Origin of the sequence: Haloarcula sp. 1CSR25-25 (assembly GCF_032027985.1) — an archaeon.
Classification (GTDB): Archaea; Halobacteriota; Halobacteria; order Halobacteriales; family Haloarculaceae; genus Haloarcula.
In genome coordinates this window covers 1-24,260 of sequence record NZ_JAHYBW010000007.1, presented here as the reverse complement: position 1 = coordinate 24,260, position 24,260 = coordinate 1, and the positions used below count along the sequence as shown (strand labels likewise).

15 protein-coding genes are annotated in these 24,260 nt (G+C 56.7%); 12 read left to right on the top strand and 3 right to left on the bottom strand.

The window, feature by feature from the left end:
* The first annotated feature begins 212 nt into the window (after positions 1-212).
* Together KZ498_RS17980 and KZ498_RS17975 are read left to right on the top strand one after the other, a co-directional pair.
* On the top strand, positions 213-680 hold the full coding sequence (locus KZ498_RS17980; protein ID WP_312620611.1) for a hypothetical protein: 468 nt from the start codon (positions 213-215) through the stop codon (positions 678-680).
* The gene (locus KZ498_RS17975; RefSeq protein WP_312620610.1) at positions 673-1,749 is read left to right on the top strand and encodes a hypothetical protein; all 1,077 of its coding nucleotides are present in this window, start codon (positions 673-675) and stop codon (positions 1,747-1,749) included. Before KZ498_RS17980 ends, KZ498_RS17975 begins: the two co-directional genes overlap by 8 nt.
* Here the strand turns inward: KZ498_RS17975 and KZ498_RS17970 are convergent.
* Positions 1,746-3,881 (bottom strand): Piwi domain-containing protein, encoded by a 2,136-nt coding sequence (locus KZ498_RS17970; RefSeq protein WP_312620608.1) that lies wholly within the window; start codon positions 3,879-3,881, stop codon positions 1,746-1,748. The two genes, KZ498_RS17975 and KZ498_RS17970, sit on opposite strands and share 4 nt — an antisense overlap.
* A gap of 101 nt (positions 3,882-3,982) precedes the next feature.
* Here KZ498_RS17970 and KZ498_RS17965 point away from each other — a divergent pair, with 101 nt between their 5' ends.
* The 5 genes from KZ498_RS17965 (at position 3,983) to KZ498_RS17945 (ending at position 13,812) form a co-directional block, all read left to right on the top strand.
* Positions 3,983-4,819, top strand: a complete 837-nt coding sequence (locus KZ498_RS17965; protein WP_312620606.1) for a BrxA family protein — start codon at positions 3,983-3,985, stop codon at positions 4,817-4,819.
* Positions 4,819-8,565 carry a hypothetical protein gene (locus KZ498_RS17960; protein ID WP_312620605.1) on the top strand — a complete coding sequence of 1,249 codons (3,747 nt, stop codon included), beginning with the start codon at positions 4,819-4,821 and terminating at the stop codon, positions 8,563-8,565. The genes KZ498_RS17965 and KZ498_RS17960 overlap by 1 nt, the downstream gene beginning before the upstream one ends.
* Positions 8,562-9,182, top strand: a complete 621-nt coding sequence (locus KZ498_RS17955; RefSeq protein ID WP_312620603.1) for a BREX protein BrxB domain-containing protein — start codon at positions 8,562-8,564, stop codon at positions 9,180-9,182. Before KZ498_RS17960 ends, KZ498_RS17955 begins: the two co-directional genes overlap by 4 nt.
* On the top strand, positions 9,179-13,003 hold the full coding sequence (locus KZ498_RS17950) for a hypothetical protein (protein ID WP_312620601.1): 3,825 nt from the start codon (positions 9,179-9,181) through the stop codon (positions 13,001-13,003). Before KZ498_RS17955 ends, KZ498_RS17950 begins: the two co-directional genes overlap by 4 nt.
* Before the next feature lie 86 nt (positions 13,004-13,089).
* Positions 13,090-13,812 (top strand): hypothetical protein, encoded by a 723-nt coding sequence (locus tag KZ498_RS17945; protein ID WP_312620600.1) that lies wholly within the window; start codon positions 13,090-13,092, stop codon positions 13,810-13,812.
* An 82-nt stretch (positions 13,813-13,894) separates the two neighbouring features.
* Here the strand turns inward: KZ498_RS17945 and KZ498_RS17940 are convergent, their stop codons facing one another.
* Complete coding sequence (locus tag KZ498_RS17940) at positions 13,895-14,440, bottom strand: TATA-box-binding protein C (RefSeq protein ID WP_312620599.1); 546 nt, start codon at positions 14,438-14,440, stop codon at positions 13,895-13,897.
* Between the two features lie 123 nt (positions 14,441-14,563).
* On the opposite strand from KZ498_RS17940, the gene pglX reads away from it, so the two are divergent.
* The 4 genes from pglX to KZ498_RS17920 all read left to right on the top strand — a co-directional run bounded on the left by pglX (position 14,564) and on the right by KZ498_RS17920 (position 21,830).
* The gene (gene pglX / locus KZ498_RS17935) at positions 14,564-18,772 is read left to right on the top strand and encodes a BREX-5 system adenine-specific DNA-methyltransferase PglX (RefSeq protein ID WP_312620598.1); all 4,209 of its coding nucleotides are present in this window, start codon (positions 14,564-14,566) and stop codon (positions 18,770-18,772) included.
* Between the two features lie 2 nt (positions 18,773-18,774).
* Positions 18,775-20,940 (top strand): BREX-5 system phosphatase PglZ, encoded by a 2,166-nt coding sequence (pglZ, locus tag KZ498_RS17930; protein WP_312620597.1) that lies wholly within the window; start codon positions 18,775-18,777, stop codon positions 20,938-20,940.
* A 32-nt stretch (positions 20,941-20,972) separates the two neighbouring features.
* Entirely contained in the window at positions 20,973-21,161 is a 189-nt protein-coding gene (locus KZ498_RS17925; RefSeq protein ID WP_312620596.1) for a hypothetical protein, read from the top strand.
* Between the two features lie 126 nt (positions 21,162-21,287).
* The gene (locus tag KZ498_RS17920) at positions 21,288-21,830 is read left to right on the top strand and encodes a hypothetical protein (RefSeq protein ID WP_312620595.1); all 543 of its coding nucleotides are present in this window, start codon (positions 21,288-21,290) and stop codon (positions 21,828-21,830) included.
* 197 nt (positions 21,831-22,027) lie between these two features.
* Here KZ498_RS17920 and KZ498_RS17915 read toward each other — a convergent pair whose 3' ends face one another.
* Positions 22,028-22,594, bottom strand: a complete 567-nt coding sequence (locus KZ498_RS17915) for a hypothetical protein (protein WP_312620594.1) — start codon at positions 22,592-22,594, stop codon at positions 22,028-22,030.
* 102 nt (positions 22,595-22,696) lie between these two features.
* Between KZ498_RS17915 and KZ498_RS17910 the strand changes: the two genes are divergently transcribed.
* Positions 22,697-24,260, top strand: a 1,564-nt coding sequence (locus tag KZ498_RS17910; RefSeq protein ID WP_312620592.1) for an SNF2-related protein, incomplete at its 3' end; no start/stop codon positions are given.

Here is a 24,260-nt window from a genome sequence, read left to right as displayed (position 1 = left end):
GTCAGCATCTCTCTTCGCTTTGCGTTGAGGTCCACCGTACAGCCGAATCAAAGATATCTCCGCTCTGTTGCTCCCTGCCTCCTTCATCCCTCCCTAAGAAGACGGAATGAATGTTCTCCGTCACCTGGAGAAGAAAGCCCTTCGAACCCCCGTTTTAGACCGTAGAACCCCGAAAAATAGGGGATTAGGGGCCCTCACAAGCTATAAGTGAAATGGAAGGGAACATTTTACTAATGAGTCTTTGGAGGGTTCAGCGGGAAAAAGAGACATATACGGACCTCAGCCGTAGTCTCAACCAAACCCTCAAAGCCATCTCCATCATCCGGCTCAACGCCATCGACCGCTATGGCTGGGACAGGCTCCAACAACAACTTGAGGACACCCAGGACATTATCGACCGCCTGCTCGAAATTTCCCACGATCCCTACTATACGGACGAAGAACTCCAGCCGCTCTACTCCGGCGTGAAAGACGCCTGGCTCGACTCCGACGACACTATCCGCCCCCACCTCGATCAGATCAACACTCATCTCCAAGATCTTCAGGAAAGTTCTCAACCCTCCCAGGCACTGTCGGACACTGAATTCGACATCCTCAAAGACAAGTTAGAGGACATCCGCGACGTCGCCAACGAAACCGTCGAAGAGAACAAACAGGCACTGCGAGGAAACTTTGCCTAACACGGTCGACCAGGAATTCACCGACCTCGAACACCGCCGAGACTACATATCCACCCGTCTCGCTGACGACGGCGTTCCCACCCCAGACAACGTCTTCAACCCGTTGCTCGCCGATTTCGACGACCTACTTGACGAAATCCAGTACGACATCGAAACCCTTTCCGAACTCTCCGACAACACTGACGACTTCTACGAGGAGATCTGTAACGACCTCTGGGACGCCCACAGCAAACTCCAGAAAATCGAGAAGATCATCTCCTACTACGAACTCCACACCACCCAGGTAACGGACAGCACGGCAGTCTTCGACAACGTCCGCACAGTCGTCGATGAACTCTGCCACCCGCTCGGAATCGACTTCGACATCATTCCCATCCACTGGAACCAGACCGCTCTCGTCCGAATTGTTCCGACAGCCGTATACGGCCTCTGGCTCCCCCGCAACGTCTCCACAGCGTCGTTCACCGAGTTTGCCCCATTGATCGGGCACGAGATCGGGCACGTCACCATGGATTACCGGGACAGCTACACTCTACCAGATGCCGTCAATCAGGAACGAAGGCGGATCGCTGGCGAATTCGATAATCGCGAACAAACCGTTGCCGATGCTCTCAGAGACTGGTACGAAGAACTCTACTGCGACACCGTTGGAACACTTATGTTCGGCCCCGCATACGCGGTCAGCCTCACCCGGCGCCTGTTCTCCGATAATCCGTATAAACTAACTCCCTCTATTCATAGAGAACATCAGCACCCGCCGGACGCCCTCCGCTACCACCACGTCATGAACATTCTGGCTGACGACTACCCGGATGAACTCCACTGCCTCGCCCACGAACACACCGCCACATTCCGGGACCACCTAAACCAGCTCTCTTCCAAGCGCACCCCGACCTACACAGACTGGTGGAACGACCAGTTCCTTAACGCGATAATCGACGACGCCAAACAGTTCTTCACCCCCGATACCGAGCAGCTCTCCACAGCATTGACCCATCCGGACACAGACATATCTGAGACCGTTACCAAGCGTACCCGCATCAACCAGGATCTCCTCAATACAGACTAGAACGGAAGATACCGGATCTCGTTACATTTCTCGAACATCTTCGCCAGCTCTGTCGCCAGATCCGTCGAGATTGGTGGCCGCATATTCACACTACCCGGCGACCCCCAATTCAAGAAGGATAAGCGGAATACGTCCTGCGTCAACGCGGTGATATCCCAGTCACAATTCGCAGCCGCCAACGTACAGCTCGTGGCGCGCGGCGTACCCTGCCACACATACGGATACCCTCCATTCACCACTATCCCGGTCCTGCCACCGATCGTCGTATAGGCACCGGTCGGTGCCTGTAGATCATACGCCTGGTCAAAGATTCGGTGCGGCGTATCGGCATTCACCTCAACCACACCCCATCGCACGTCTTCCGGCAGCGTGCCCTCTTCGACGAGTTCCGGGATCAACTCTCGGATCGCTGATTCCTCGCTGTTTTTCAGAATCCCACCCCGATGGATCACGACCGAGGATATGGTTCCTTTTTCTTGAACGGCTTCCGTGATCTGGCTTCGGAGTGCCGACTTCGTCTCGAATTCCGGCGCGGCAGTACTCTGACCCGCGCTGAACCCGCTTGTCGTCTGCGTGATCACATCCCCGGATTCCCCGTCAAGGGTGACTGCCCCAATTGAGGTCTGCTCTAACCCGTTCACGTCGAACCCGATCACGATATCCGTGTGCAGGGGGTCGGCGAGGACGAACGGCCTGACACCCATCTTGGCCGCAAGTCCCATCGCGACGTTGAACAGGCTGCTATCCCGGTGTTCGTCCAACGCAGATGGAGTGAAGTGTTGGACCGGTTTCCCGTCCACATCATTGACCAGCGAATAATACCGATCGTCAGACTCCTCTGCCAAGGCGGCCAGTAGACCGTCGATCTGGTCGCCTTGCTGGGCAACCCAGTCATTCCAGATCCGGCGGTCCGTGTATTCGATCGGGCCGACCGGGCCAGGAGCCGTGATCTTCGCATACTGCTGCAAATGCTCTTGGATATCTCGATACGTCTCCTCAGGAACTTCCGGATAGCTGTCCGGATGTGCAAACGCGATATGACGTTCGCCACGTACCCGTGAGACTGGACCGTGTTCGTCCAGCAACCGCTGCATCTCGTTCTCCCACTCCCACTTGTCCGGCAGGTCGCCGAGTGACTGTGGGTCGAACACATGGCCACCACCAAATTCGAGGGGTGGATATTGGAACCGTTCAATATCCCCGGCCAGTTCGGTGTCTCCAAGACTGAACTGTTGGCCGCCGACCTGAATGAACGATACGTCCCTGGCAAGCGCCCGGATCTCGTCTCGCCGCTGAGACGGCGTGATGATCGCAGACTCGTTCAACACGTCATTGCTCCCGGGGGTGCCGTAGAGTAGGGCCGGTGACACGGTGTACTCCTTCGGATTATTCGAATACGTGACCCCGCACAGCGGGTCCGTCTCTTCGACGTCGTCTGCCTGCGGTGCCGGTGACTCAGTATTGAGCTCGTAAATTGTCGAGCCGTACACGGTGTCGTCCATCACTGTCCGGTCTTCGTAGATTGATTCCAGCGTGACATAGCTCGTCCGGGAGCTGAACATGATGAACCGCTCGCCGGTGAACTGCTCCTGTACCGTCTCGATCCCGACTTGGTCGATCCAGTCCTTCAACGATTTTTGGGAGAGGAACTTGAATGTCGGATCGAGAAAGAGCTGGAACCCATCCGCGTATTCTACGGATATCTTGTAGCCGAGGTGCATGTTGTAACTGCCTTCAGACGAGTAGGGGGCGTACTGGAATACCCGGTTGTATTTTTCACTCCAGTACCCACGATGCGTAGCGAGAAAGTCTTTGAGCCCTGTTTCGAGGGCTTCTGCAATCACGTCAGGATCGCCGTCCGTATCTGGGTCCCAAACCGTGGATTCGGTAAGGGTGAGTTGGCTATCGCTGTCAGTGACCTGTGACGGAGGATCGGTCACACCGCAGGCCACAATCTTCCAAGAGTCGCCGACATGGTACCGGACACCGATCCCACCGGTACTGGACGTTACGTCGTCCTCCAATTGGTCGAGACGATTCCAGGCCGGTGTTGTCGGTTGGGGAGAGATTTCATAGATAGCGACGTCAATCTGGGAGACATCGATGGGGAATGCATTCAGATGGCTAGCCATAGTTCGAGACTGTCCGCCCATTGTCAAAATCATACCGGTCGCGTAGCCCGAATGTATCTCAATGACAAATAGTAAAGTGGGTTGGTTGACTCCATCATCGTATGAACACTCTCCCGGACGGCGATAACGGACCGCCGTCTCTTTCCCGCACATTCTCTCCCGAAGAGGTCAACATGGATTTGACCATGTGCGGCCTCCTACCTGATCGAGCAGAAGAGATCGCTCGGTTGTACCGTGAACACGGGAACTGGAACCAGGTCAAGGATATCTGGTTTGAGGAACGACGTGCGAACCGCAGTACGGAAGGGAGTTCCCAGAAAATATACCGCGTTCTCTCATCACGATTCAAAAACGCACCTGCCACCCTCCCTAATCCAAGTGAACTTCCCGCCGTTTTGGATACCTGTTCGTCATCGCGAGACAAAGCCCAAGTGCTCTACCTCTATCTGGTCGCCGATGACGCGCTCGTTCGATATGCCGTCCACGAATATGCCCGACGCCTTGCGGAGGACTTTCCCGAGCCTCTTGACTTCTCTAACGCGACACTCACATCTATTCTGACCCAGTTCGAATACACTGACGAGACACCGTTCGACTATGCGGACTCAACGACAGAGAGATGGTGCGAAGGACTGCGGTCAGTTATGCGCGAAATCGGCGTCCTGGAGAATCAGCAAACGGTCGTCGGTGATCCACCATCACTAGGAGATACGCCACTCCTCGTCGCAATGGGCTACTCGTATGAGGAAGGCGACAAAGAGTGGTTCGAATCACCAACTGGGCTCCAGTACCTATTCCAGCCGAGCGCCCGTTGGGAGGAACTCTACAATCGGGCAGCAGAGACGGAAGCGTGGGAGTTTGTCGAGCTCCATGGAAGTCTCCAACTGCGGCCGACCGACGAGCCGTACTCATCGATTACGAGTGGGGGAGCTGAATAATGGTCGACGCAACATGGTTTGAAGACTTACCGGAGGACTTCGAGGAATCGGTACGCATCGACCGCGAGGACCAATCTGCAGACGAGAAACGTCACCGGAAACAAGCCATCGAGTCATATCACGTTACGGCTGACTCCCAGCGGTTCCTCGAAGACTTCGTCAAACGACTGCTCGGCGAAGCAGAGGATATGCGTACGGGGTCGAACTACTGGCTCTACGGTTACTACGGGAGCGGAAAGAGCCACCTCCTCACAGTTCTGGATGGGCTGATGGATACTCAGTGGCTCCAAGACCGCTCCGACGAGGTTTGGAGAAACCTCGTCCCGGATGCGTCGGCGAGTGCAGACCTCGATACGCTCCGAACCCAGTGGGAATCGGTTCATTCCGAATATCACGTCATCCCTGTCTCAGTGAACCTGCTGAAGTATCAGGGTCAGAAGCAACGCAGCTTTAGTGAAATCGTTCTCCGGCACGCCCACCAGAATCCGATTCTCACGGGCGTCAATAACGGGGTCTCGACTGGATTGTCCTCCCAGCTTGACGTCGCATACTTCGAAGATTGGTATCAAACGACCGACGCCTGGCCGGAACGAGAGGATCGAGCTGCATCTGTCGTCGAGGGAGTGACACCGGATCAACCGCGATACGAGTGGGGAACTGACGGCCTCTGGACCGACGTCCAGGAGTACAGTGCGCTATCCGATGTTGTGCTTCCGAAGCTGTTCGAGGGCGTCACGGGGACACGCGATGGCTACACCGACCTCCAACCCTCTGATATTGACCCAGAGGAGGTTGTCAGTCGACTGGAAACGCTGCGCCAGGAACGTGAAGCGGAGCTTGAGCAACCGGTCAAGCTCGTCCTCCTGCTCGACGAGGTGAGCCTCTTCATTGGAACCGACTTCGAGCGGCTCACCGAACTACAGACACTCGCGGAAAACGTCGACAACATCGGAGACGGCGACATTCAGCTCGTCGCGACGGCGCAGGCAAAAATCGAAGACGTCCAACCCAAGTTCGCGGCCCACGGGGCCGATTTCAGCATCGTCAAAGACCGGTTCCCGCACCGGTATCAGCTCCCGAGCAAGCACGTCGGGGACATCGCCAAACGCCGGCTCTTCCAGAAGTCGGAGACGGGCGATGACGCGGTTCGGCGAGTCCTTGACGGCGCCGACGTGAAACCGGCTGAGTCGCTCGTGTACAACGAAATCAAACAGAACACGAAGCCGCCACTCGATGCGATTGATGATGAGGAACTCGTGGAGTTCTACCCCTTCCTGCCGTATCACGCGCCGCTGTTCCTCGAAATCCTGTTCAATCTCCGTCGGGAGGCGAACGACCCGGCCAAATCGATCTTCTCGGGGACTGCCCGTGCCATCCTCGCGCTTATGCACGGGTTGCTGGACGACTGGGTCGACGAGGGCAAGGAAGACCAGATCGTCTCGCTGGTCGACTTTTTCGAGTTGATCGAGCCTGAACTCCGTGAGATCTTACCGCAGGATATGCGGGTTGTCGAGGGCGCCGAAGAGACGACCGGCATCGCTGACGAGGTAGCTGACGACGAAAGTGAGCTTCAAGAGTTCGATCTCGACGTTGCGAAGGCCGTACTCCTGCTCCAGCACGTCCACGAAATCGTTCCCCTGAACGAGGGGAATATCGCGGTCGCCGTCATGGACGACCTGAACGGCCAATCGTGGATTAGCACGACCAATCGGGTCGAGGAATCACTGGATCGACTGCAGAAGTTCATTCGACCGACGCAAGACGAAAGTGGGCCTCGCTATCGGTTCGCGACACAGGAAGAACGCCTCATCTACGACGAGACCGAGGAGAATGAAGCCGACCCCGACTGGGACGACGTCGTCGACACCTTGGACGAACATCTCTGGAATCGCATCACCCAGGACCTATCGCTACCAGAGTCAGTCCCATACGGAGAATCCAGTGACGAGTACCCCGTTTCGTATCACTTCGGACTCGACGGGACAACATTCGAGAGCAGTATTGAAGCCGAAGGTGGGCTAGACATCGACGTCGATGTGCAGGGCGTCCGCCCAGACATAGAACCAGAGCAAACTGACGAGGACACGCTCTACTGGGAGATCGACACGGATGGCCTCCAAGATCTTCGCAAACGAATGATTGAGTGGTGGGCGCTTCGCGACGCAATTGCGACGCGTGACGCCCCACCAGCCGTCGAGCGTGACCTCGAACAGCGTGCCAACGCCGTCCGAAGTAAGCTGACGAGCGCAATGATGAGTGGCTCCTATAGCGTGAAAGATCGGACGGACATCGGTGGTCTCTCGAAGGCGATCCAAGCCACTGTCGACATCGCCTATCCCGACGACTTCCACCCGATGATGCTCCAGGTCGACGGAAGTCGGCTACGAGAACTACGCGAACTCGACAGCGATGCACCGCTCCCGCCGTGGGCACGAACAATCCAAGTCCCCTCGTCGAACCAGAATGGTGGGCAGGGTAAACAGACGATTCAACGAAACGTAATGTCCCTCACCGGCCGGCAGCTGAAAGGCCGCGACGAAGGACTCAATATGAACACCGTTCTCGACGGAATCGTCGAGGAGAAGCCATTCTACGACGAGGCCCGGCCTGCTCTCTGTGCGATCATCTGGGGGTTCTGTCGGGAGGGAAGACTACTGCCAATCGACGAAGACGGAAACACGCTGGAGGACGAATCCGTCCTTGACCTCGACAGCCTCTCGACGACGAGGTTGAAACTCCTTCCACGCACAAACTTGAGCAAGCTGCTGGAAGAGGGTGGATTCAAGGAGACGACTGAAACGGTCGCGGATGGTCTCATCCACCTCCAAGAAGCTAATCAGCAGATTCGCTCGAAGCTGACCGGACTTCGCGAAGACGTCACGCTAGTCGTCGACACCGACGTGCGAACCGACGAAGTCGCTGGCTTACTCAATGCGTTTGCTGATGAGCTGGCAGAACGAATCAATACTACCGAAAATCGCATCTCAACCGTCAAGTCACAAGATGACGGTATCGAGGGTGTCATCGACGAGACCAACGAGGCCCAAGAGTGGGTCGAAGAGGTAACCGACGTCTGGAACCGGCGTCTTTCGACACTACACCAGCTCGACGCGGTACTAACGATTCGAAACCGCCAGTTCGACTGGATTGACGAGGACGCTCAAGCTTCCATCGATTCCCGCTCATCTGCGGTCTCATCGTTCGATGGGGAGTGGTGGACGACCGATGGGTGGAGTACACTCTCCGGAGCATTAGTTCCCGACCTAGCACCCGAACTTGAGAGGTCGTGGAACGCGTTCGTTGACGAACGAGGCCTGCGTGAACTAGTCAGTCGTATTGAGGAACATCCATGGATTCTCCCAGCTACTGATCTCCCCGCAGGCGTCCACGTCGCCTTCGAAGGCGAATACATCACTCCGATGCGCCACCTCCAGCAGTGGTACGAAACCATCGAGAGCGCGATCACGGTGTTGTCTACCGATGCTGATTCAGACGATATCGTCGAGATCACTGACGACGTGGCGCAGTTAGAGCCGCTCGCTGAAACTATCGAGTACAGCCCGAGTGAACTGGATGGCCGGCTCGATGAACTGTCGTCGATCGTTGGGGATCGAACGCCGGACGACGTCGATCAAATCGGCATCGTTCCTGACGATCGGCAGAAACTGAATCGGCGGTTGGAGCGTCTCGTGGAACAGCAAGATCTTGAGATCGAGGAGACTGACGAAGGGGTGATTATTCGATGAGCCAGACGAGTTCGTCGCCGTATCGTGAATTCAAGGAGAAACTACGGACGTTCGCTCAGGGGCAACACGGGATTCGTAACCCGTTCGTCATCGCTGCTGTCGACCCAGCAGTCGAGCATCGGGTCGCAGATAGGCTCGCGACCTGGTCCGACGGTCGAAAGGAAGCCCCAGAGATTCCAGACAACGTAACCGTCCAGCCGATCCGGCTTGACGAACTCCTGCCACGGACCGATGTGTACAAACTCCTCGTCGACCTGGGCGAACCCCTGGCTGAACTCGAGGGCGATACGTCGCCAGGTGAGCGTATCGAGGAAACGATGCAAGACCGGCTTGCTGAAGAGCTCGTTCAGCAAATGATCGAACACGAGCTCAGTGAAGCCCAGCTGGAGACCCAGAGCCATGTGGTGCTCTTGCTCAATCTCGGCAGTCTGTATCCGTTCACGCGTGCATCGGAACTGCTGGACGAGCTTGACCGTCGGAACGTAAAGTCCACCATCGGAATCCCGTTCCCGGGGGGCGTCGTCGGCGGGAAGCTGAGCTTCTTCGGCGGTGAATCACGCCATTACTACCCCGCCCACCAGATTGACGGCCAGATCCAGGGGGTGCATCTCCAATGACTATCGACGACCTCTTCCACAGCGATCCGACGCGACAGCTCGAAGAAGTACAGAAAGTCAACGCTCGCGAACGAGCCGAGACCGACGTGAGAGAGTTCTACGAAACCGACAGTGCCGAGCAGGTCCTCGAAACGCTCGGCGAAGCTATCCAGACGCATCCCGGTGAGGCCGCGCGGTTCCTCTACATCCACGCGACGTTCGGTTCCGGGAAGACCCACCTCCTGAAGCTGGTCGGCCTCCTCGCCGACGACGAATCCGAGTTCGCCTACCTAGGTGATCGACTGGCCGAACAGTGGCCAGGGTTCGACGAACTCCAGCAGTCAATCACAAACTCTCACGCCGACCGCCTCAAGCCAGTTTTCCTCAACCTGCTTGACCGCGATGCGTCGAAAGAGCCGCCGCTGCCGTTCCTCATCTTCGAGGCGATTGGTCGGGATCTCGGATATCCGACCGACCCGAACTGGCTGCTCGAGTGGGCCTGGACCCTGGATATGGAGTACGATGGGGTCTGGGAGGCCCTTCAAGCGTTCGAGCATGACGGGAAAACATTCGACGACGTTCTCGCCGAACGGGCGTCCCTCCGCAGCTGGCTCTACGAGGCGTTGCCGGCGATGGAAGAGACATCCGGGACGGAACTCAACAGTCGTTCGGGCGTGAAAGCCTCCATCGAGACCGCAGAAGCGGATGTCGATCCAGAAGAATTCGATCCCGAAGACCTCGTTTCACGGGTCGAGACTGCAACGGAGGCTCTCAACGACGGCAGCAAACGGACCGAATTGCTGCTCGGCTTAGACGAGGTGGCGCTCTTCGTCGGCGACAGTCGCCATCGCTATCGTGAGTTTGAGGACACAATGGAGGCACTGCAGCGTGGGCCCAACCCGGTCGTGGTCACCACCGGACAGTACTCCCTCCCGGATACACGGGAGAGTCTCATCGGTGAGCCGCCCGAAGATCACTGGACGCATCAACAGGTACGGCTTGAAGGAGCGGACACTGAGATCATCGTCCGGAAGCGATGGCTCCAGAAGTCGGACCCCAAGGGACGCGAACGTGTCGAGTCACTGGTGGCGTCGATGCCCGATCTCTCACTCGACACGTATTCGTCGGTGACGAGCGCGGATCCGGACCCAGTCGAGTCCTATCCGTTCCGCGAGTACGACCTGTCGCTCCTGCGGGCGGTGATGCAGGAACTCATCACACAGGGACGGTCGACCGATCGCGACTACATTCAGGGTCGAGCACTGCTCGTCCTCGTTCGGTCGCTGTTCACGAAGTTCGGATGGGCGTCGAAAGCGGAGGGGGCACTCGTGACGTGGGACGTTCTGTTCGACCTGTTGGTCGAGGAGACCACGTACCTCCCGCTCTGGGTCCAGGAGATGATCGACAACACGCTCGTCCCGACGTTCGACGGTGACGAGGATGCGTGGGAAGTCCGCCTCGCGAAAGGACTCTACCTTCTGAACCAGACGCCCGCTGTCCCGTCGACCCCAGAGAACCTCGGCCGGTTGATGGTCGACGACGTCACGGCATCCGTTGACGACGTCGTCGAGCGAACCGAATCGGGACTGGAGACGCTCGTCGACAAGCAGAAGGCCCTCACCGAGACGAACGACCAAGGCGACGAGGTGTACACGCTCGTCTCCGAGGAACAGGAGAGCATCCTCAGTCGCGCCCAGGACAAGGCCGCAAAGATCTCGCCGCATCAGCTGTCGGCGTGGGTGGAAACGCGGCTGCGGGAGAACGACGCGTTCTTCAGGAGTGACGGCAGCCGCCACGAGGTCGATGTCGGCGACGAGCGCCTCGTCCCACTACGGTACGAGTACTCCATCCTCGAACCAGTTGACCGAGCACCGTCACCCGAGTACGACGCGCTTCGTGTTCGTGTGCTGGCCGATGATCACGATACTGTCTCGGAGCAGATCGAGACGTGGCAGGACGTGAACAACGGTCGCGATGGTGGCGAACACATCCTGATCACCGTCGACGTTCCGGAGACGATGCTGGAGCGGATTCGGAACGTCATCGGGATGGGGCAGGTGTTAGACGAGGAGACCGAATCTCACGAGGAACTCGAACGCGAACACCGTGCCGACAAACGCCGCCTCGAATCCTCGGTGACGGAGATACTCGAAGACGCGTCGGTGTACACGGTACACGAACACCGTGGTGCGCGCTCGAGCGTGCTTGACAGCGTCGTCGAAGACCAGGTCAACGCTGTCTTCGGATCGTCTCGGAAGACGCTCTCGCGGCCGCTCGTCGAGGTCGACGACGCAAAGGCGATGGCGAGGTTCTTCCGCGGGAGCGGTGAGTGGCCTCTTTCGGACGCGGACGCCGCGATGCTTGGTGTCGACACCGCCACCGCAGAAGTTGCAGATACGGGCTGGTGTCGCGAGTTCATCGAGACGTACGAGGCACAGAAATCCGTCGACGTCGAGACACTCCTCCAGCAGACTCAGACTGCCAACGGGGACTACCGCGGGACGCCACAGGAGTCGATCGCGGCGCTGCTCATCACACTTGCGACCTCCAACGAGTCAGTCGCGCTCAAGCAGGATACGGAGTACGTGTCTGATCCCGCCGCCATCGGCCGACAAGTGCGGACCAAAGGGGGACTGACCTCACTCCAGGTCCGCTTCGGCGTCGAGATTATCGATCCGAAGACGGTGGGAGAGCTCGTTACGACGGTACTCGAAGAACAGCCGTCGGGTGACGGACCAGACGAGTGGCTGGGCGAGCTCGGCCAATGGGTCAACGAGAACAGTGCGACTGTCAAGCGGACGCTGAAAGGCGCCAGCCGTGAGTTCGATGTGCCGCTCAGCGCTTTCGAGGCAACGGTCGACCCAGCCCTCGGCGGGGACGAGCTTTCCACGTCCGACCTTGGAAGTGAGGATGACCTCGAAACGATACTCGAGGAGGCGAAGACCTTCGCGAACGCTCGTGAACTCTTCGGCGTCAGCGAAGACGGGACGACACTCTGGGAACGCTTCAGCGACGAGCTCGACACGATGACCTCGCTCTATCCGAACGCGTCGATCACTGCCAGTATGCGAGCGACAGCGGAAGGTGAGACTATCCCCAGCGTTTCGACGGTCGAGTCACGGCTTGAGGACACGAAGGGGCATCGCGCCGACGAAACGTCGGCGCAGTACCGGCGGATCACAGGTAAGACCGTCGCTGACTCTGACCCGGAAGCCATCTGTGCCGATCTGAGCGCGTGGCTACGGTCGAACGAGGACGACGTTCGAGGAATCGTCGATGGTGCTACTGATGAGTTCGACGACGTCGTGCTTGGCGACCTGGAGGACGTGCTCGAAGCTGTGTGGGCCGGTGAGGATCTGTCTGAAGGTGATGTCGTCGACTCTGCTGTCGTCCAACAGGCCGAGACGTACGAGCGGGTTCGCGACCTCCTCGACGACTCTGACGGTTCGGCTCTCTGGTCGCAGCTACGGGCAGCAGGCGAAGAGCTGCGCGAGGACCACCCAGAGTCACCGACGACAGAGTCCGTCGAGACTACGCTCGCGGCTTCACGGCCACCCTCGAAGCGACGTGTGTGCCAACTCATCGAGCGTGCAAAAGACCCGATTACGGGCGGGGATGCGTGGGCCGAACTTCAGATGGTCGCTGAAGAGCTTCGCCAGGAGCTTCCGAACGCCGAGGTGACCGGTGACGTTACGGCAACTGTTGATGCTGATGAGCGACCGAGTGAAGAACGTGTGAACGAGCTACTTTCAGAGGCGAAGAAGGTGCTGGAGCGTATACAGAGTGTTAACGAGCGACTTGACGGGTTGGAGGACGGGAGTATCGTGCTGCTCGAGGACTGAACTGAGCACTGGGTAGCCTTCCACCCTCGCTTAGTGGCCGGGGTTTGATTTATCCGACCTAACTAACTGCTGTCAGTGGTTCATCTGTGACGTCAACATATCCTGGTGGTATCGAAGACTGTGATCGATTCCAAGAACTAATTGAGCTGTTCGAGGACGAAGAGCAGCGCAATTACTACTATCACAAAGCGCTGGAGACGGTACAAAGAGAGTCTAAACGTCCCGATTGGTACCATTCTGACGATCTCGTCTTTGGAGGGTTGATGCTCCTGATGTACACATGGAATTTCGCGGCACGAGAAACCAAAGCGATGGATGGCGAAGAGGTGAAACGCATTCTCGAAAGGCATCACGAAGCTATCGAAAGTGTTCAGGACCGATCCTTAGACGACGCAGACCTATCCGAGAACGGGGACACTCGGCAGGTCATTCGGCAGGTATGGGGGGACCTGAAGGACCATTTCGGTCAAACGGGTGCATCGAAGATTCTCAGTCTGCTGAATCCCGATCTCTTCGTCATGTGGGACGAAGATATCCGCACACGTCGGCGGCGAAAGCAGGATGACCCAAAGGGGACTAAGCGCTCGGATCGTGGCGTCTACTTCCACTTGAAAGAGACTGGGTACTCATTGAACAGCAACAGTATGGATTTCGGAAAGACTGCCGAAGACTATGTCATCTTCCTCAGGTACTGTAAACAGATGTTGGAAGAGATCAGACCGTGCCCTGTAGTTCAGGAGAAAGAAATGCCTCCCACGAAATTGCTGGACGAGGCCCTGTACGCTTTCTATAAGCTGGAAAGTGAGTGAAGCCTGTATAGATCGACACTCAACTTGGTGAAAGTCCTCCAGACTGTTCACTCACAGAAGCCTCAGCCGTCAGAATCACCCGTCACAAGAGTTCATCGACCTTACTTTGGAGATGGAGAAAGGCCTCTTCGTCTTCATTTGCTGTACGTCCACCTGTGACGACTACTTTTCCGCTTGCGAAGATCAACAAGACACAGCGAGTAGAATCAGGGCGGTAAATCAGGCCAGGGAATTGTTCTGGCTCGTATTCTGTATCTTCTAACCCTAGTGCGATCATCAATGCATTGAGTTCAATATCCTTCTCCAGGTTCCCAACCGAGACCACGTTCTTGACCTCGAGCGATGGGTTGCTGAAGTCCAGTCCCATCTCTGTGAGATAGGACAAGAACCGATCGTTGACCTGGTGCATCTTGTCGAAGTCATCACCACCGCGGAGGATGTATTTCCCAGACGTATACAGAATTACGAGTTCGCCATCTTCTTCGAAACGAAGAAATGCAGCGTTGTATTCGGGATCGTAGTTGGCAACGGGCAGTTCTGAGTCACTAGCAAGCTGCTCAATGTCGACTTCAACCCCTAAATCGCCCACTGCCGCGATATTCACCACATCAACCGCCAGTTCATCCATTACTCGAATAGACAGATGCGGTGAAGATTACTCTGGTGGAAAGATGAGGTACTGACTAAGCGACCATCCCAGCAACATTAAAGGTGGTCGTGTGATTCGGACATAGCATACACATTACCTCCTATGGAAAGCGATTCTCTCTCCCAGCGGAAGGCCCAATTGGATAAGGAAGAACGTGAACACCTCGAAGACGTCGTCACCAAGATGCGGGAACGCGTCGAGGATAACGTCGAGTTCCAGCTCGCACAGAAAGGACTCGATGAGCAACCTGAGGACATCGACGCTCTAGACGAGGACACGCAACAACTCGTCGAAGCCATCGAACTCGAAGCCCCAGACGACGAATCCTGGCCAGAGGCGTTTGAGCAGTACGTTACCGGCGTGGGCTATACGATCGTCAATCGCCTCGCCGCGCTGCGCTGCATGGAGGTGCGAGATTTCATTGACGAGGAGGTCACCGTCTTCAAGGACAACGGTCTGACACCTGCCGCCGAGACGCTCGTCCACGAGGAGTTCCTGCTGGAGGACGAAGCGATTCTGGAGGCCTACCACAACGCTTGCGACGATCTCGCCGAGGAGATTGAGATTCTCTTCAACCGCTCATCTGCGTACAGTCTGATCGACCCCGACGACGACACCTTCGAAGAGCTCTGCGAAATGCTGGATTCCGTCAAGGACGAAGTTTGGCGGGCCGACGACGTACTTGGCTGGGTGTATGAATACTACAACCGCCCCGTCGTCGAGGCATTGGACGCTAAGAATACTCTCGAGCCGGAGGACGTCGGGCCGGCAAACCAATTCTATACGCCCCACTGGGTCGTTCGTATGCTCGCGGACAACTCTCTCGGGAAGCTCTATCTCGAAGCGACCGATCAAGCGGAGGCCATCCCAGAGCCCGAATCACTTTCTCCCGAGGAGCGTAAAAACCGTCTGGTCACGCCAGAGGACGCCCCCAGCGTTACAGAACTCTGTACGTACCTCATTCCGGACGAAGAGTCTGGCCACGCCCCAGACTTCGACCACCCACGAGAGTTGCGCGTCATCGATCCCGCCTGCGGGAGCGGGCACTTCCTCCTCTATGCGTTCGACATTCTAGAGCGTATCTGGTGGGAGGAGACGGACCTTGACCGCGCCGAGATCCCCGCAAAGGTGCTGGAGCACAACCTCTACGGCGTCGACATCGACCTCCGTTCCTGCCAGCTTTCGGCATTTAATCTCTATCTCAAGGCCAGGACTCGCGCCGAGGCGGAAGACGGACAGTTCGAGATGCCGAACGTCGGAATCGTCTGCGCGGATGCCCGCGTTGCTGAGGTCGAGGAGGCTACCGATGTTCTGGACGAGATCACTGGTGAGGGAAGCGACCTACGGGAGGCTCTGGACGACGTCATCGAGACGTTCCAGCACACCGAGGCGCTCGGGAGCCTACTGGACGTGAGTGGGACGCTGGAAGAGGCGTTCGACTCTAGTAAGACGCAAGCGGAACTCAGTGACTACAACGGGGGTGCCCACCAGTCGCTCAATTCGTTCCTGAAGGCGCTTCGCCGGGCTGTCGAGGATAGGACGGGTGATTCCTTCGGTGAGCAAAATCTCCGGAGTTTTCTGAACCTGATGGTGGTGCTGACGCAGAAGTACGATACGGCACTGATGAACCCGCCATACGGATCGAGTGGGCGGATGCCGGACAATGTTCAAGCATACGTCGAACAACGATACAAATACACTCCGGAATACTACATCAACTTCTTGGAAGTCTGTAATCGTATCGCCAAACCGAACGGCCGGGTCGGGATGATTGTTCAACGGTCGTTCATGTACAAGAAATCGTTCGAAGATTTCCGAGGAGATTTCATCGGCGACGAGGGAGGATTTGACTTCCTTGCTGAGTTTGGCAATGATGTATTAGATAACGCCACGGTGCGTACCGCGGGAACGATTGTTCGGGTAACTGGCACAGACAGATCCTCTGGGAATCGCACAAAGGATGACAAACGAGGAGTGTTCTTCAGACTCCACGATCTCGATGCCAGTGAAAAAGAGGAAGGGTTCCTCCTCGCGGCATTTCAAGAGGAAAAGATGGATGGTGTTGCTCGGAAATTCGTCAAGAACCTTTCCGAGTTCTCAATAATCCCGGGGTCGCCTCTCTCGTACTGGGTTCCGGAGAACCTCAGATCGTTGTACGAGTCCAATACTGTATTTGACGCGGATAATGCTGGACTCGACAAAAATTCCGTCGGGGTTGTGAAAGAGGGTCTCACGTCGGGGAACAACGCACGGTTCCTACGGAAGTTTTGGGAATCGACTACCGATCAGTGGCGTCCATTCGCGAAAGGGGGTGAAGATGCCTGGACTCTTCCCGATTTAGATTTGGTCATCGATTGGCGAGGGTCTGGCGAAGTGGTAAAGCGATATTCAGGTTCTTACGTGAGAAACGAGCAGTACTATTTTGATGAGGCGTTGACATACACGTACCTGAAAGAGGGAGGTCGCCGATTCGGATATTTGAATAAAGGTTCCGTATTCGGCCACGCCGGGAAAATTTTCATCCCTGATGAGAATGTCTGGCCGCTCTTGGCGTATGCGAACAGTTCGCTGGTCACGTATCTGATGCTAAGTCAGACACCGGAACGTCATTGGGAGGTTGGTAATGTCGCGAAACTACCATGGCTCGACGGTCTTGATGATGTTGAGTCAATCCAATCTGGCTCCAAACGGATAGTCGCAGCTCTGCTTGAACTCAAGAGTGATGATATCACATCTCCATATTATTGCGGTCCTCGCCTCCTGAGTACGATGGGCAAGCGAGAACAGCTTTACTGGCATACACACCCCTACCGGCAGCTCCTTAAGGATGTCAGCATAAAAACATCTGATGATTCAGTCGACGAATCGACGCCAATTCTAGACGTAGCTTCAGCGGCAACCGATCAAATACAGAAGCGTCGCACCGATGCGTCTGAACTCTTCGGGCGTATTGATGATGAAATCTTTGAAGAAATCGGTGTTGAAGCAGTTTCGGAGTTATATCGAGAGATTGAGCTACGAACTGGGGACAAGAACCCGCGTCAGCCGTTGAAAAAATCGGGGAATACAGATCCCGAGACTATGGTCAAAGACCTTTTGTTGCATTTCACTCTTCACAGCGTCCATAAGGCAGAGGACGGCATCATCCCTCTGTCTGATATTGAGGGAGAGGACGAGCTGCTTGCCCATATCGAGTCCGAGTTCGAGCGTGTGTGGGGCGAGCACGCAGAAGCCCGTCTGGTGGAAGTCGACAACATACTCGGAAACCAGAGCGCGGCCGAGGAAGCCTACCCAAACCTCCGGGCATGGCTTGAGGAGGATCTTTTCGACTACCATGTAGAGAAGTTCGACCACAAACCAATCCTCTGGCGGTTCACCACTGAACGATTAGTCTCAGACCCAGAAGGCGAAGGGTTTGCCTGTCTCGTGGACTACCACCAACTGGACGGAGGCGTGTTCGACCGGCTCCAGAACCGCTATCTCGAACCACGGAAAAACCTTCTGCGGGAGCGCCGCAACGCTGCGAATCGACACCGAAACGACGATTCGCTCTCAGCAAGCGAGCAGGCCGAGTCTGCTGAGGAGTACGCCCGATGTGAGAGTGGGCTTGAGCAGATCGCGGTGTTCGAAGATCGACTTGCGGAGTTGGCACAGCCCGAGCCCCGTCAGTGGTCGACCGACGAACAAGAGGCCGCTGACGCAGCCGCCGAGCGTGTTTCCAAGTTCCGACGACGGACCGAAGACCGTCTCGAAATTGTTGACAAACTCGCTGCGATGGAGGATGTGGATATGGATGAACTGTTCACCGACAATTTCTACGAGAAGGTCGAGAACCAGCGAGAGGAATGGATTGACGCGCTGGACGACCTTGAGGCCGCATTCGAAGCATACGCGGGGGACCCAGAGCAACCCGTGGAAGCGCACCTGTATGACCTGTTCGCCTACTACACTGACGACCTCCTCGGGAGTTCGCACTTCGCGAGCAACGGTATCCTATACATGACGTACTACTTCAATAACTTCGAACAGGCCGATCAGGCCCGGCTTGACGACGCTGGCATCTCCCGACGGCAGCGACTGATCTCGCAGCTCGCGAGTGATCTGGATGAGTACATCGAACTTGGCGAGTCCATTTCTGAGGACTGTGAGGATCTCTCCACCGAAATCTCGTCTGATTGGTCTGACCGCGCGCTCTCAGAGATCACGACTGCTGGCTATCAGCCCAACCACAAGCACGGCGTCGAAATCAACATCAAACCGCTCGCTGACGCCGAGATTGTCCCGAAAACCGTCGACGATGACGTCCTGTAACCATGCCTGCAACCAAAACCCTCCCTCAGTGCGCTGAAGACGCCATCGAGACTGCCATCGACGAGGCAGCCGATGAGGACCCGGTCGTACTCTGGTGGGACGACGGTGGCTACCTCCGCGATATCGTCCAAGGAGTCAGCAACTCGCTGGGCTGTGAGTTCCATGCGGCCGAGCAGACGCCACTCGAGTTGCGTGCCGACGCGCCCCGTAACCGAACTGTTTGGTACGTTCCACAGGCTCACAGCGACGACGTAGACTGGTTCAAGGATGTCGAGAACACCGGCGGGGTCGTTGAAGCGCACATCGGTAAGCTCGCCGCACGCTGCTTCGAGAACGACCGCATCCAAGCGGCTTCGATCCGCACGGCCTACGAGGACGTCGACGAAGGTGACCGCGAACAGGTCGCCAAGACGCTCTTCCAGGAGCTCAACGGCGAGGGTGGCCTCCCAACGCTCCAGGGCCTCCAGACAAAGATCGTCCTCGATGGCCACGAGGACCCGGTTCAGTTCGTTCTCGAACACGGCGCCGAGAACCTTCCCGACGAGACCGGCGAACTGCTACAGATTCGCGATCTGTTAGTCGACAACGGCGTCGCCGCCGTCGACGGCGTCACCGATGAGGACGTACTCGTGACACGTACGCGACGCTGGGCCGTCGCCGAATGGCTCGTCGAAGAAGGACTCGACAAGTCGCTCCTCGACGCCGAATACCAACCCGAGTCCAGTTCGGGACTCGGGATCTCCCGACCTGAACTCCAGTCGCTACTGAGCAAAGTCGACCCAGAACGTGCCGAAGAGCTGGCGCACGTGTATCTCGATCCCGACGCCCAGTTCTGGCACGATATTCTTCGATCCTACGACGATCCGTGGGAACTGGCCGACTGTCCGGTCGACGCCTCGCTCGAACACGAGCTGTGGAACGAGTGGCTGCAAGCGTTCCACGACGGGGAGTACGAGACGTGTACGACCCGAGCGGCCACACGCTACCAGCGCCTCGAAACGACCTACGGCGACGTCCCGTGGACGAGCGTCTGGAACCAGGCTGTCGAGGTCGCCAAACTCGCGCACGAACTCGAAACGTGGGAAGAGCGCGGCGATACGACTGACGTCGTCGACCTCTACGGTGACGTCGACGATGGGACCTGGCAGATCGACAACGCCGTGTTCAATCTCATCATCTCGGGCGAGCCCGAGCACGGCCTCCCCGAGGAACATCCCGCGACGGCGAGTCTCGACGACCTGCGCACGTCGCTGACTGAGTCACGCTACCTCGACTACCTCAGCGACCTCGGCGACCTGGTCGTCGACCAGATCGAGGCAGGCTCACCGTTCGTCGGCGAAAACTACGCCCACCAGTTCTTCGACCAGGAGCAAAAACATCTCCAGAGTGGGCAGAGCGTCGCATTGTTCATCGTCGACGCGCTGCGTTTCGACCTCGCTCACGAACTGGCGGAATCTGTCCGTCGTGAACTCCCCGGCCTTGAAGTCGACGAGACTGCTTGGGTCGGAACACTCCCCTCGGATACTGAGTTTGGGAAGGCAGCGCTCACGCCCGGCAGTAAGTTCAGCTTCAACATCGAACTCGACGACGGGGAACTCGTTCCGGAACGAAACGGCCGCGAGATCACTAACTACCAGCGCGAGAAGATGCTGAAGGACGATGGCTGGAGTTACATCATGCAGAGCGAGGACGACGCATCGGGCTGGAGTAACACCCGTGTCGCGTACTACTGGAACGACCTCGACAAGGCCGGTGAAGAGGAACTGACCGACTTCGAGGCGCTGTTCAGCGACCGCATCGAGAAAATCTCGGACATCATCTGTGAGAAGCTCGACCAAGGGGAGTGGGACCGCGCGTACATTCTGGCCGACCACGGGTTCGTCTCACTCCCACAGAGCGTCGACATCGACGACATCCACCCGCCAGACGAAGCCGAGAAAGTGACCCGTCGGTGGGTTGCCGGTGCGGATCTCGACGAGGACGCGCCTGGCGTCCTACTCGACGAGAACGCTCATCTGGGTTATCTCGACGACGACACGAAGATCAGCGCCCTCGCTGACCCGATTCAGCGCTTCCGCAATCAAGGACTCCCGGACGCGCGCTTCTACCATGGTGGTGTCCTTCCTCAGGAATTCATCCTGAACTTCGTCACGATAACACAAGAGTAAATTTCGAGTTGTACCTACATATCAACCTATCTATGTCTGAAGATCCTCTATTAGAACGGAAGGACCAACTCGGTGAAGAAGAACGTGAACATCTTGAAGACGCTGTCACCGAGATGTGCGAGTGCATCGAGGATTACGTTGAACTCCAGTTCACGCAGAAAAGTCTCGACGACCACCCTACGGACTCGATGGAAAAGGACACCCAGCCGCTCGTCGGCTAATTATGACCTATTACTTCTGGCACGATGGTTATCAGCCAGCCCCAAAATACGTTGTCGAGATCAACCTCATCACCCCACCCACGAAGCTAAAATTGTCCCGGAAACAGTCGACAATTAGGTGATTTGATGCAGGCACACATCTTCGCAGAAGGATCGAATACGACAGGGGAAGATCGTGATCAGCTAGTCAAGAACTACTACGAAGGGCTCTTCGACATGGTCGCGGGCCTAGAGGAAGAGCTTGCAGAGTTGGCAAATACTCATTTGCACGTTCTATCCGAAGAATATGGCGTCGCCAGTGGAGAAGAGACGATGTCTGCGGTTCATACAAGCGAGCAGAATTCTGTCGGAAACGATGTGATGGTCGATCAAGTGAGAGCCGAACTCTTCGATGCCGTGGCCGATGCAGACGTGATGATCATTCTTCTATCGAATGATGTCTTCCAACAAACAGTTGTGGAGATATGGGCCGAGCTTGTCGAAGCAGCCAAGCCGGAGTCGATCTGGTGTCTCGGCGCCGCTCGAAGTTCGCTCGAGGGACTTGATTTTGAAGAGCTAGAGTCAAAGGGCTGTAATGTCCTAACCTACCAGCGTGTCGGGGTCGCTCGACTTGGTACAGAAACGCGCGAGGAACTACTGGAAGCCGTAAAACGCAAATCTGCCCAATAATCCCTGTCTGCGACGAAACCATTCCACAGTGTGTTGAAGACGCCATCGGGACAACGGTCGGTGAGACGGCCGACGAGAATCCGGTCGTGCTCTGGTGGGACGACTGTGGCACCCTGCAAGATGTCGTCGAGAACACAGTGGTGTCCTCCCACAAGAGTTTGTGTTGAACTTCGTGACGATTACCCAAGAATAGAATTTCAGTCCAAAATTAATTCGCGGATCGTATTTACTGCATCTAATATTCCTGATGAAGATTCCGCACCAGTAACCACGACCTTGCCCGAAGAGAAAATCAACACTACGGGCCCGTTTTCAATCCTATAAACGAGGCCAGGGAATTGTTCTGGCTCGTACTCCGTGTTTTCCAGCCCAAGATTGATCGATAAATAGTTTAAGTCAACATTCGAATCCAATTCAAACGTTGAAACAACATTCACGATCTCGATCTCTTCTACCCTCCCGACATCATCTACTCCGATATTCTCTAATTCGCCAGAGATGCATCGGTAGGTATCTCGCAAACTTTCAATCGAGTCCCCGCCAGTAAACAGAAGTTTTCCCGTTCGAGTAACTAATACGGTTGAAAGCCCGGGCGGTCTGAAAACTAGGCTTGGGTACTGTTCGGGTTCATAACTGGAATTGGGTATCATTGATGACAGATAAGATAGGTCAAACTCTTCATCAAGATCAAGTTTTGCGACTATATTCTTAATCGCAACACCAGCGGACGACAACTCGTCCTCGTTTAGATTGAAAGAAACCATCAGAATAGCGTTGGGAATAGAATTACTTCCAGTAAGGGGAACTGGATCCGTACTCGGTGACCGCGAAGCATTTGTAACTATGTCTATCAAGACTAAGCATTAATGTCTATTGACCTCGCTTCCGGTGACTCGATCTTTCTCAACGGTACTGCTGCCGAGGTCATTAAGACCTACTCCGTCGGCGATCTCGACTATCTCCGGGCCTACGTCGAAGACGCCGGCGTGAAGACCGTCTGTATCGACGACGTCGAGGTCGAACCCAAACGCGATCAGCTTGGGGAACTGCGCTCGGCGTCAGCCGAACAGCTACATCCCGACCACGAGGCTGTCTCGGCCGAGTGGTTCGATCTGCGTTCGCAGGCGCTCCAGCTACAAATCGCCCACGAGCAGGGGCAGCTGCTGAGCATTTCGAATTCGCTGGTCCGTCTCGAACCGTATCAGCTCGCCGCAGTCAACTGGGTGATGCAGAAGCTGCGCCAACGTGCGCTCATCGCCGACGACGTCGGCCTCGGGAAGACCATCGAAGCGGGGCTCATCCTCAAAGAGCTCACCGCTCGCAACCGTGCTGACCGTGTCCTGTTCGTCGTCCCTGCCCACCTCCAGAAGAAGTGGATTCGGGACATGGACCGATTCTTCGACATCGACCTCACGCCGGCCGACCGACAGTGGGTCGAGGGTGAACGCCGGCGACTCGGCGAGGAGGCCAACATCTGGGACCAAGACCACCAGCAGATGGTCACCAGTCAGGCCTTCCTCCGACAGGACGAGTTCCAGCCGGCCCTCGAGGAAGCGTTCTGGGACGTCGTGGTGGTCGACGAGGTGCACAAGGCCGCCAAACGAGGCGAGTCGCCCAGTGAGACGTCGAAGATGGTCGAACGGGTCGCCGGTAACTCCGACTCCTTGCTGCTGCTCAGCGCGACGCCACACGACGGCAAGGGAGAGGCGTTCCGTTCGCTCGTCGAGTACATCGACCCGTTCCTCGTCGCCGAGGATCAGGATCTCTCGAAAGAGGCCGTCGACCGCGTGATGATTCGTCGCGGGAAGCAAACGCTGTACGACGATGACGGCGAGCGCATCTTCCCCGACCGTGAGGTCAACACCGTTCCCGTGGAGATGACCCACGACGAACGGCAGTTCTATCGGGCCGTTACTGACTACGTCCAGAACGTCTACAACCGCTCCGAGAAGCTGAATGAGCCAGCGGTCGGGTTCGCGATGGCACTGATGCAGAAACGCCTTGTCAGCAGCATCGGCGCCATCCAAGCGACGCTGAGTCGTCGTTTGGGCGACCTCGTCGATGAGCAGTCGACCTCCACCAGTCTCTCTGAAGAAGCCTCCGCGTATCTCGACGGCGAAGATCTCGACGAAGAGGACAAACAACGAGCCGAGGAGGAACTCTCCGCGCTGACCGTCACCGAGAGCGATGCGCAACTCGAAGAGGAGATCGAAACGCTCCGCGACCTCGTCTCCCTCGCCGAGGGCATCTCCGTCGACTCGAAGGCCCAGAAGGTCCGCCGCTACATCCAGCAGCTGCTGGAAGAGCAACCCGACGAGAAACTCCTGCTGTTCACCGAGTATCGGGACACGCTGGACTACCTCCTCGACCTCGTGAAAGACGAACCCTGGGCCGACGAGATCCTCGTCATCCACGGTGACGTCGACAAGG

Coding starts and splice junctions, on each gene's coding strand:
- KZ498_RS17925 (WP_312620596.1), top strand. CDS start 20,973: ATGTCTGAAGATCCTCTATTAGAACGGAAGGACCAACTCGGTGAAGAA.
- pglZ (WP_312620597.1), top strand. CDS start 18,775: ATGCCTGCAACCAAAACCCTCCCTCAGTGCGCTGAAGACGCCATCGAG.
- KZ498_RS17980 (WP_312620611.1), top strand. CDS start 213: ATGGAAGGGAACATTTTACTAATGAGTCTTTGGAGGGTTCAGCGGGAA.
- KZ498_RS17960 (WP_312620605.1), top strand. CDS start 4,819: ATGGTCGACGCAACATGGTTTGAAGACTTACCGGAGGACTTCGAGGAA.
- KZ498_RS17965 (WP_312620606.1), top strand. CDS start 3,983: ATGAACACTCTCCCGGACGGCGATAACGGACCGCCGTCTCTTTCCCGC.
- KZ498_RS17970 (WP_312620608.1), bottom strand. CDS start 3,881: ATGGCTAGCCATCTGAATGCATTCCCCATCGATGTCTCCCAGATTGAC.
- KZ498_RS17915 (WP_312620594.1), bottom strand. CDS start 22,594: ATGGTTTCTTTCAATCTAAACGAGGACGAGTTGTCGTCCGCTGGTGTT.
- pglX (WP_312620598.1), top strand. CDS start 14,564: ATGGAAAGCGATTCTCTCTCCCAGCGGAAGGCCCAATTGGATAAGGAA.
- KZ498_RS17920 (WP_312620595.1), top strand. CDS start 21,288: ATGCAGGCACACATCTTCGCAGAAGGATCGAATACGACAGGGGAAGAT.
- KZ498_RS17950 (WP_312620601.1), top strand. CDS start 9,179: ATGACTATCGACGACCTCTTCCACAGCGATCCGACGCGACAGCTCGAA.
- KZ498_RS17955 (WP_312620603.1), top strand. CDS start 8,562: ATGAGCCAGACGAGTTCGTCGCCGTATCGTGAATTCAAGGAGAAACTA.
- KZ498_RS17940 (WP_312620599.1), bottom strand. CDS start 14,440: ATGGATGAACTGGCGGTTGATGTGGTGAATATCGCGGCAGTGGGCGAT.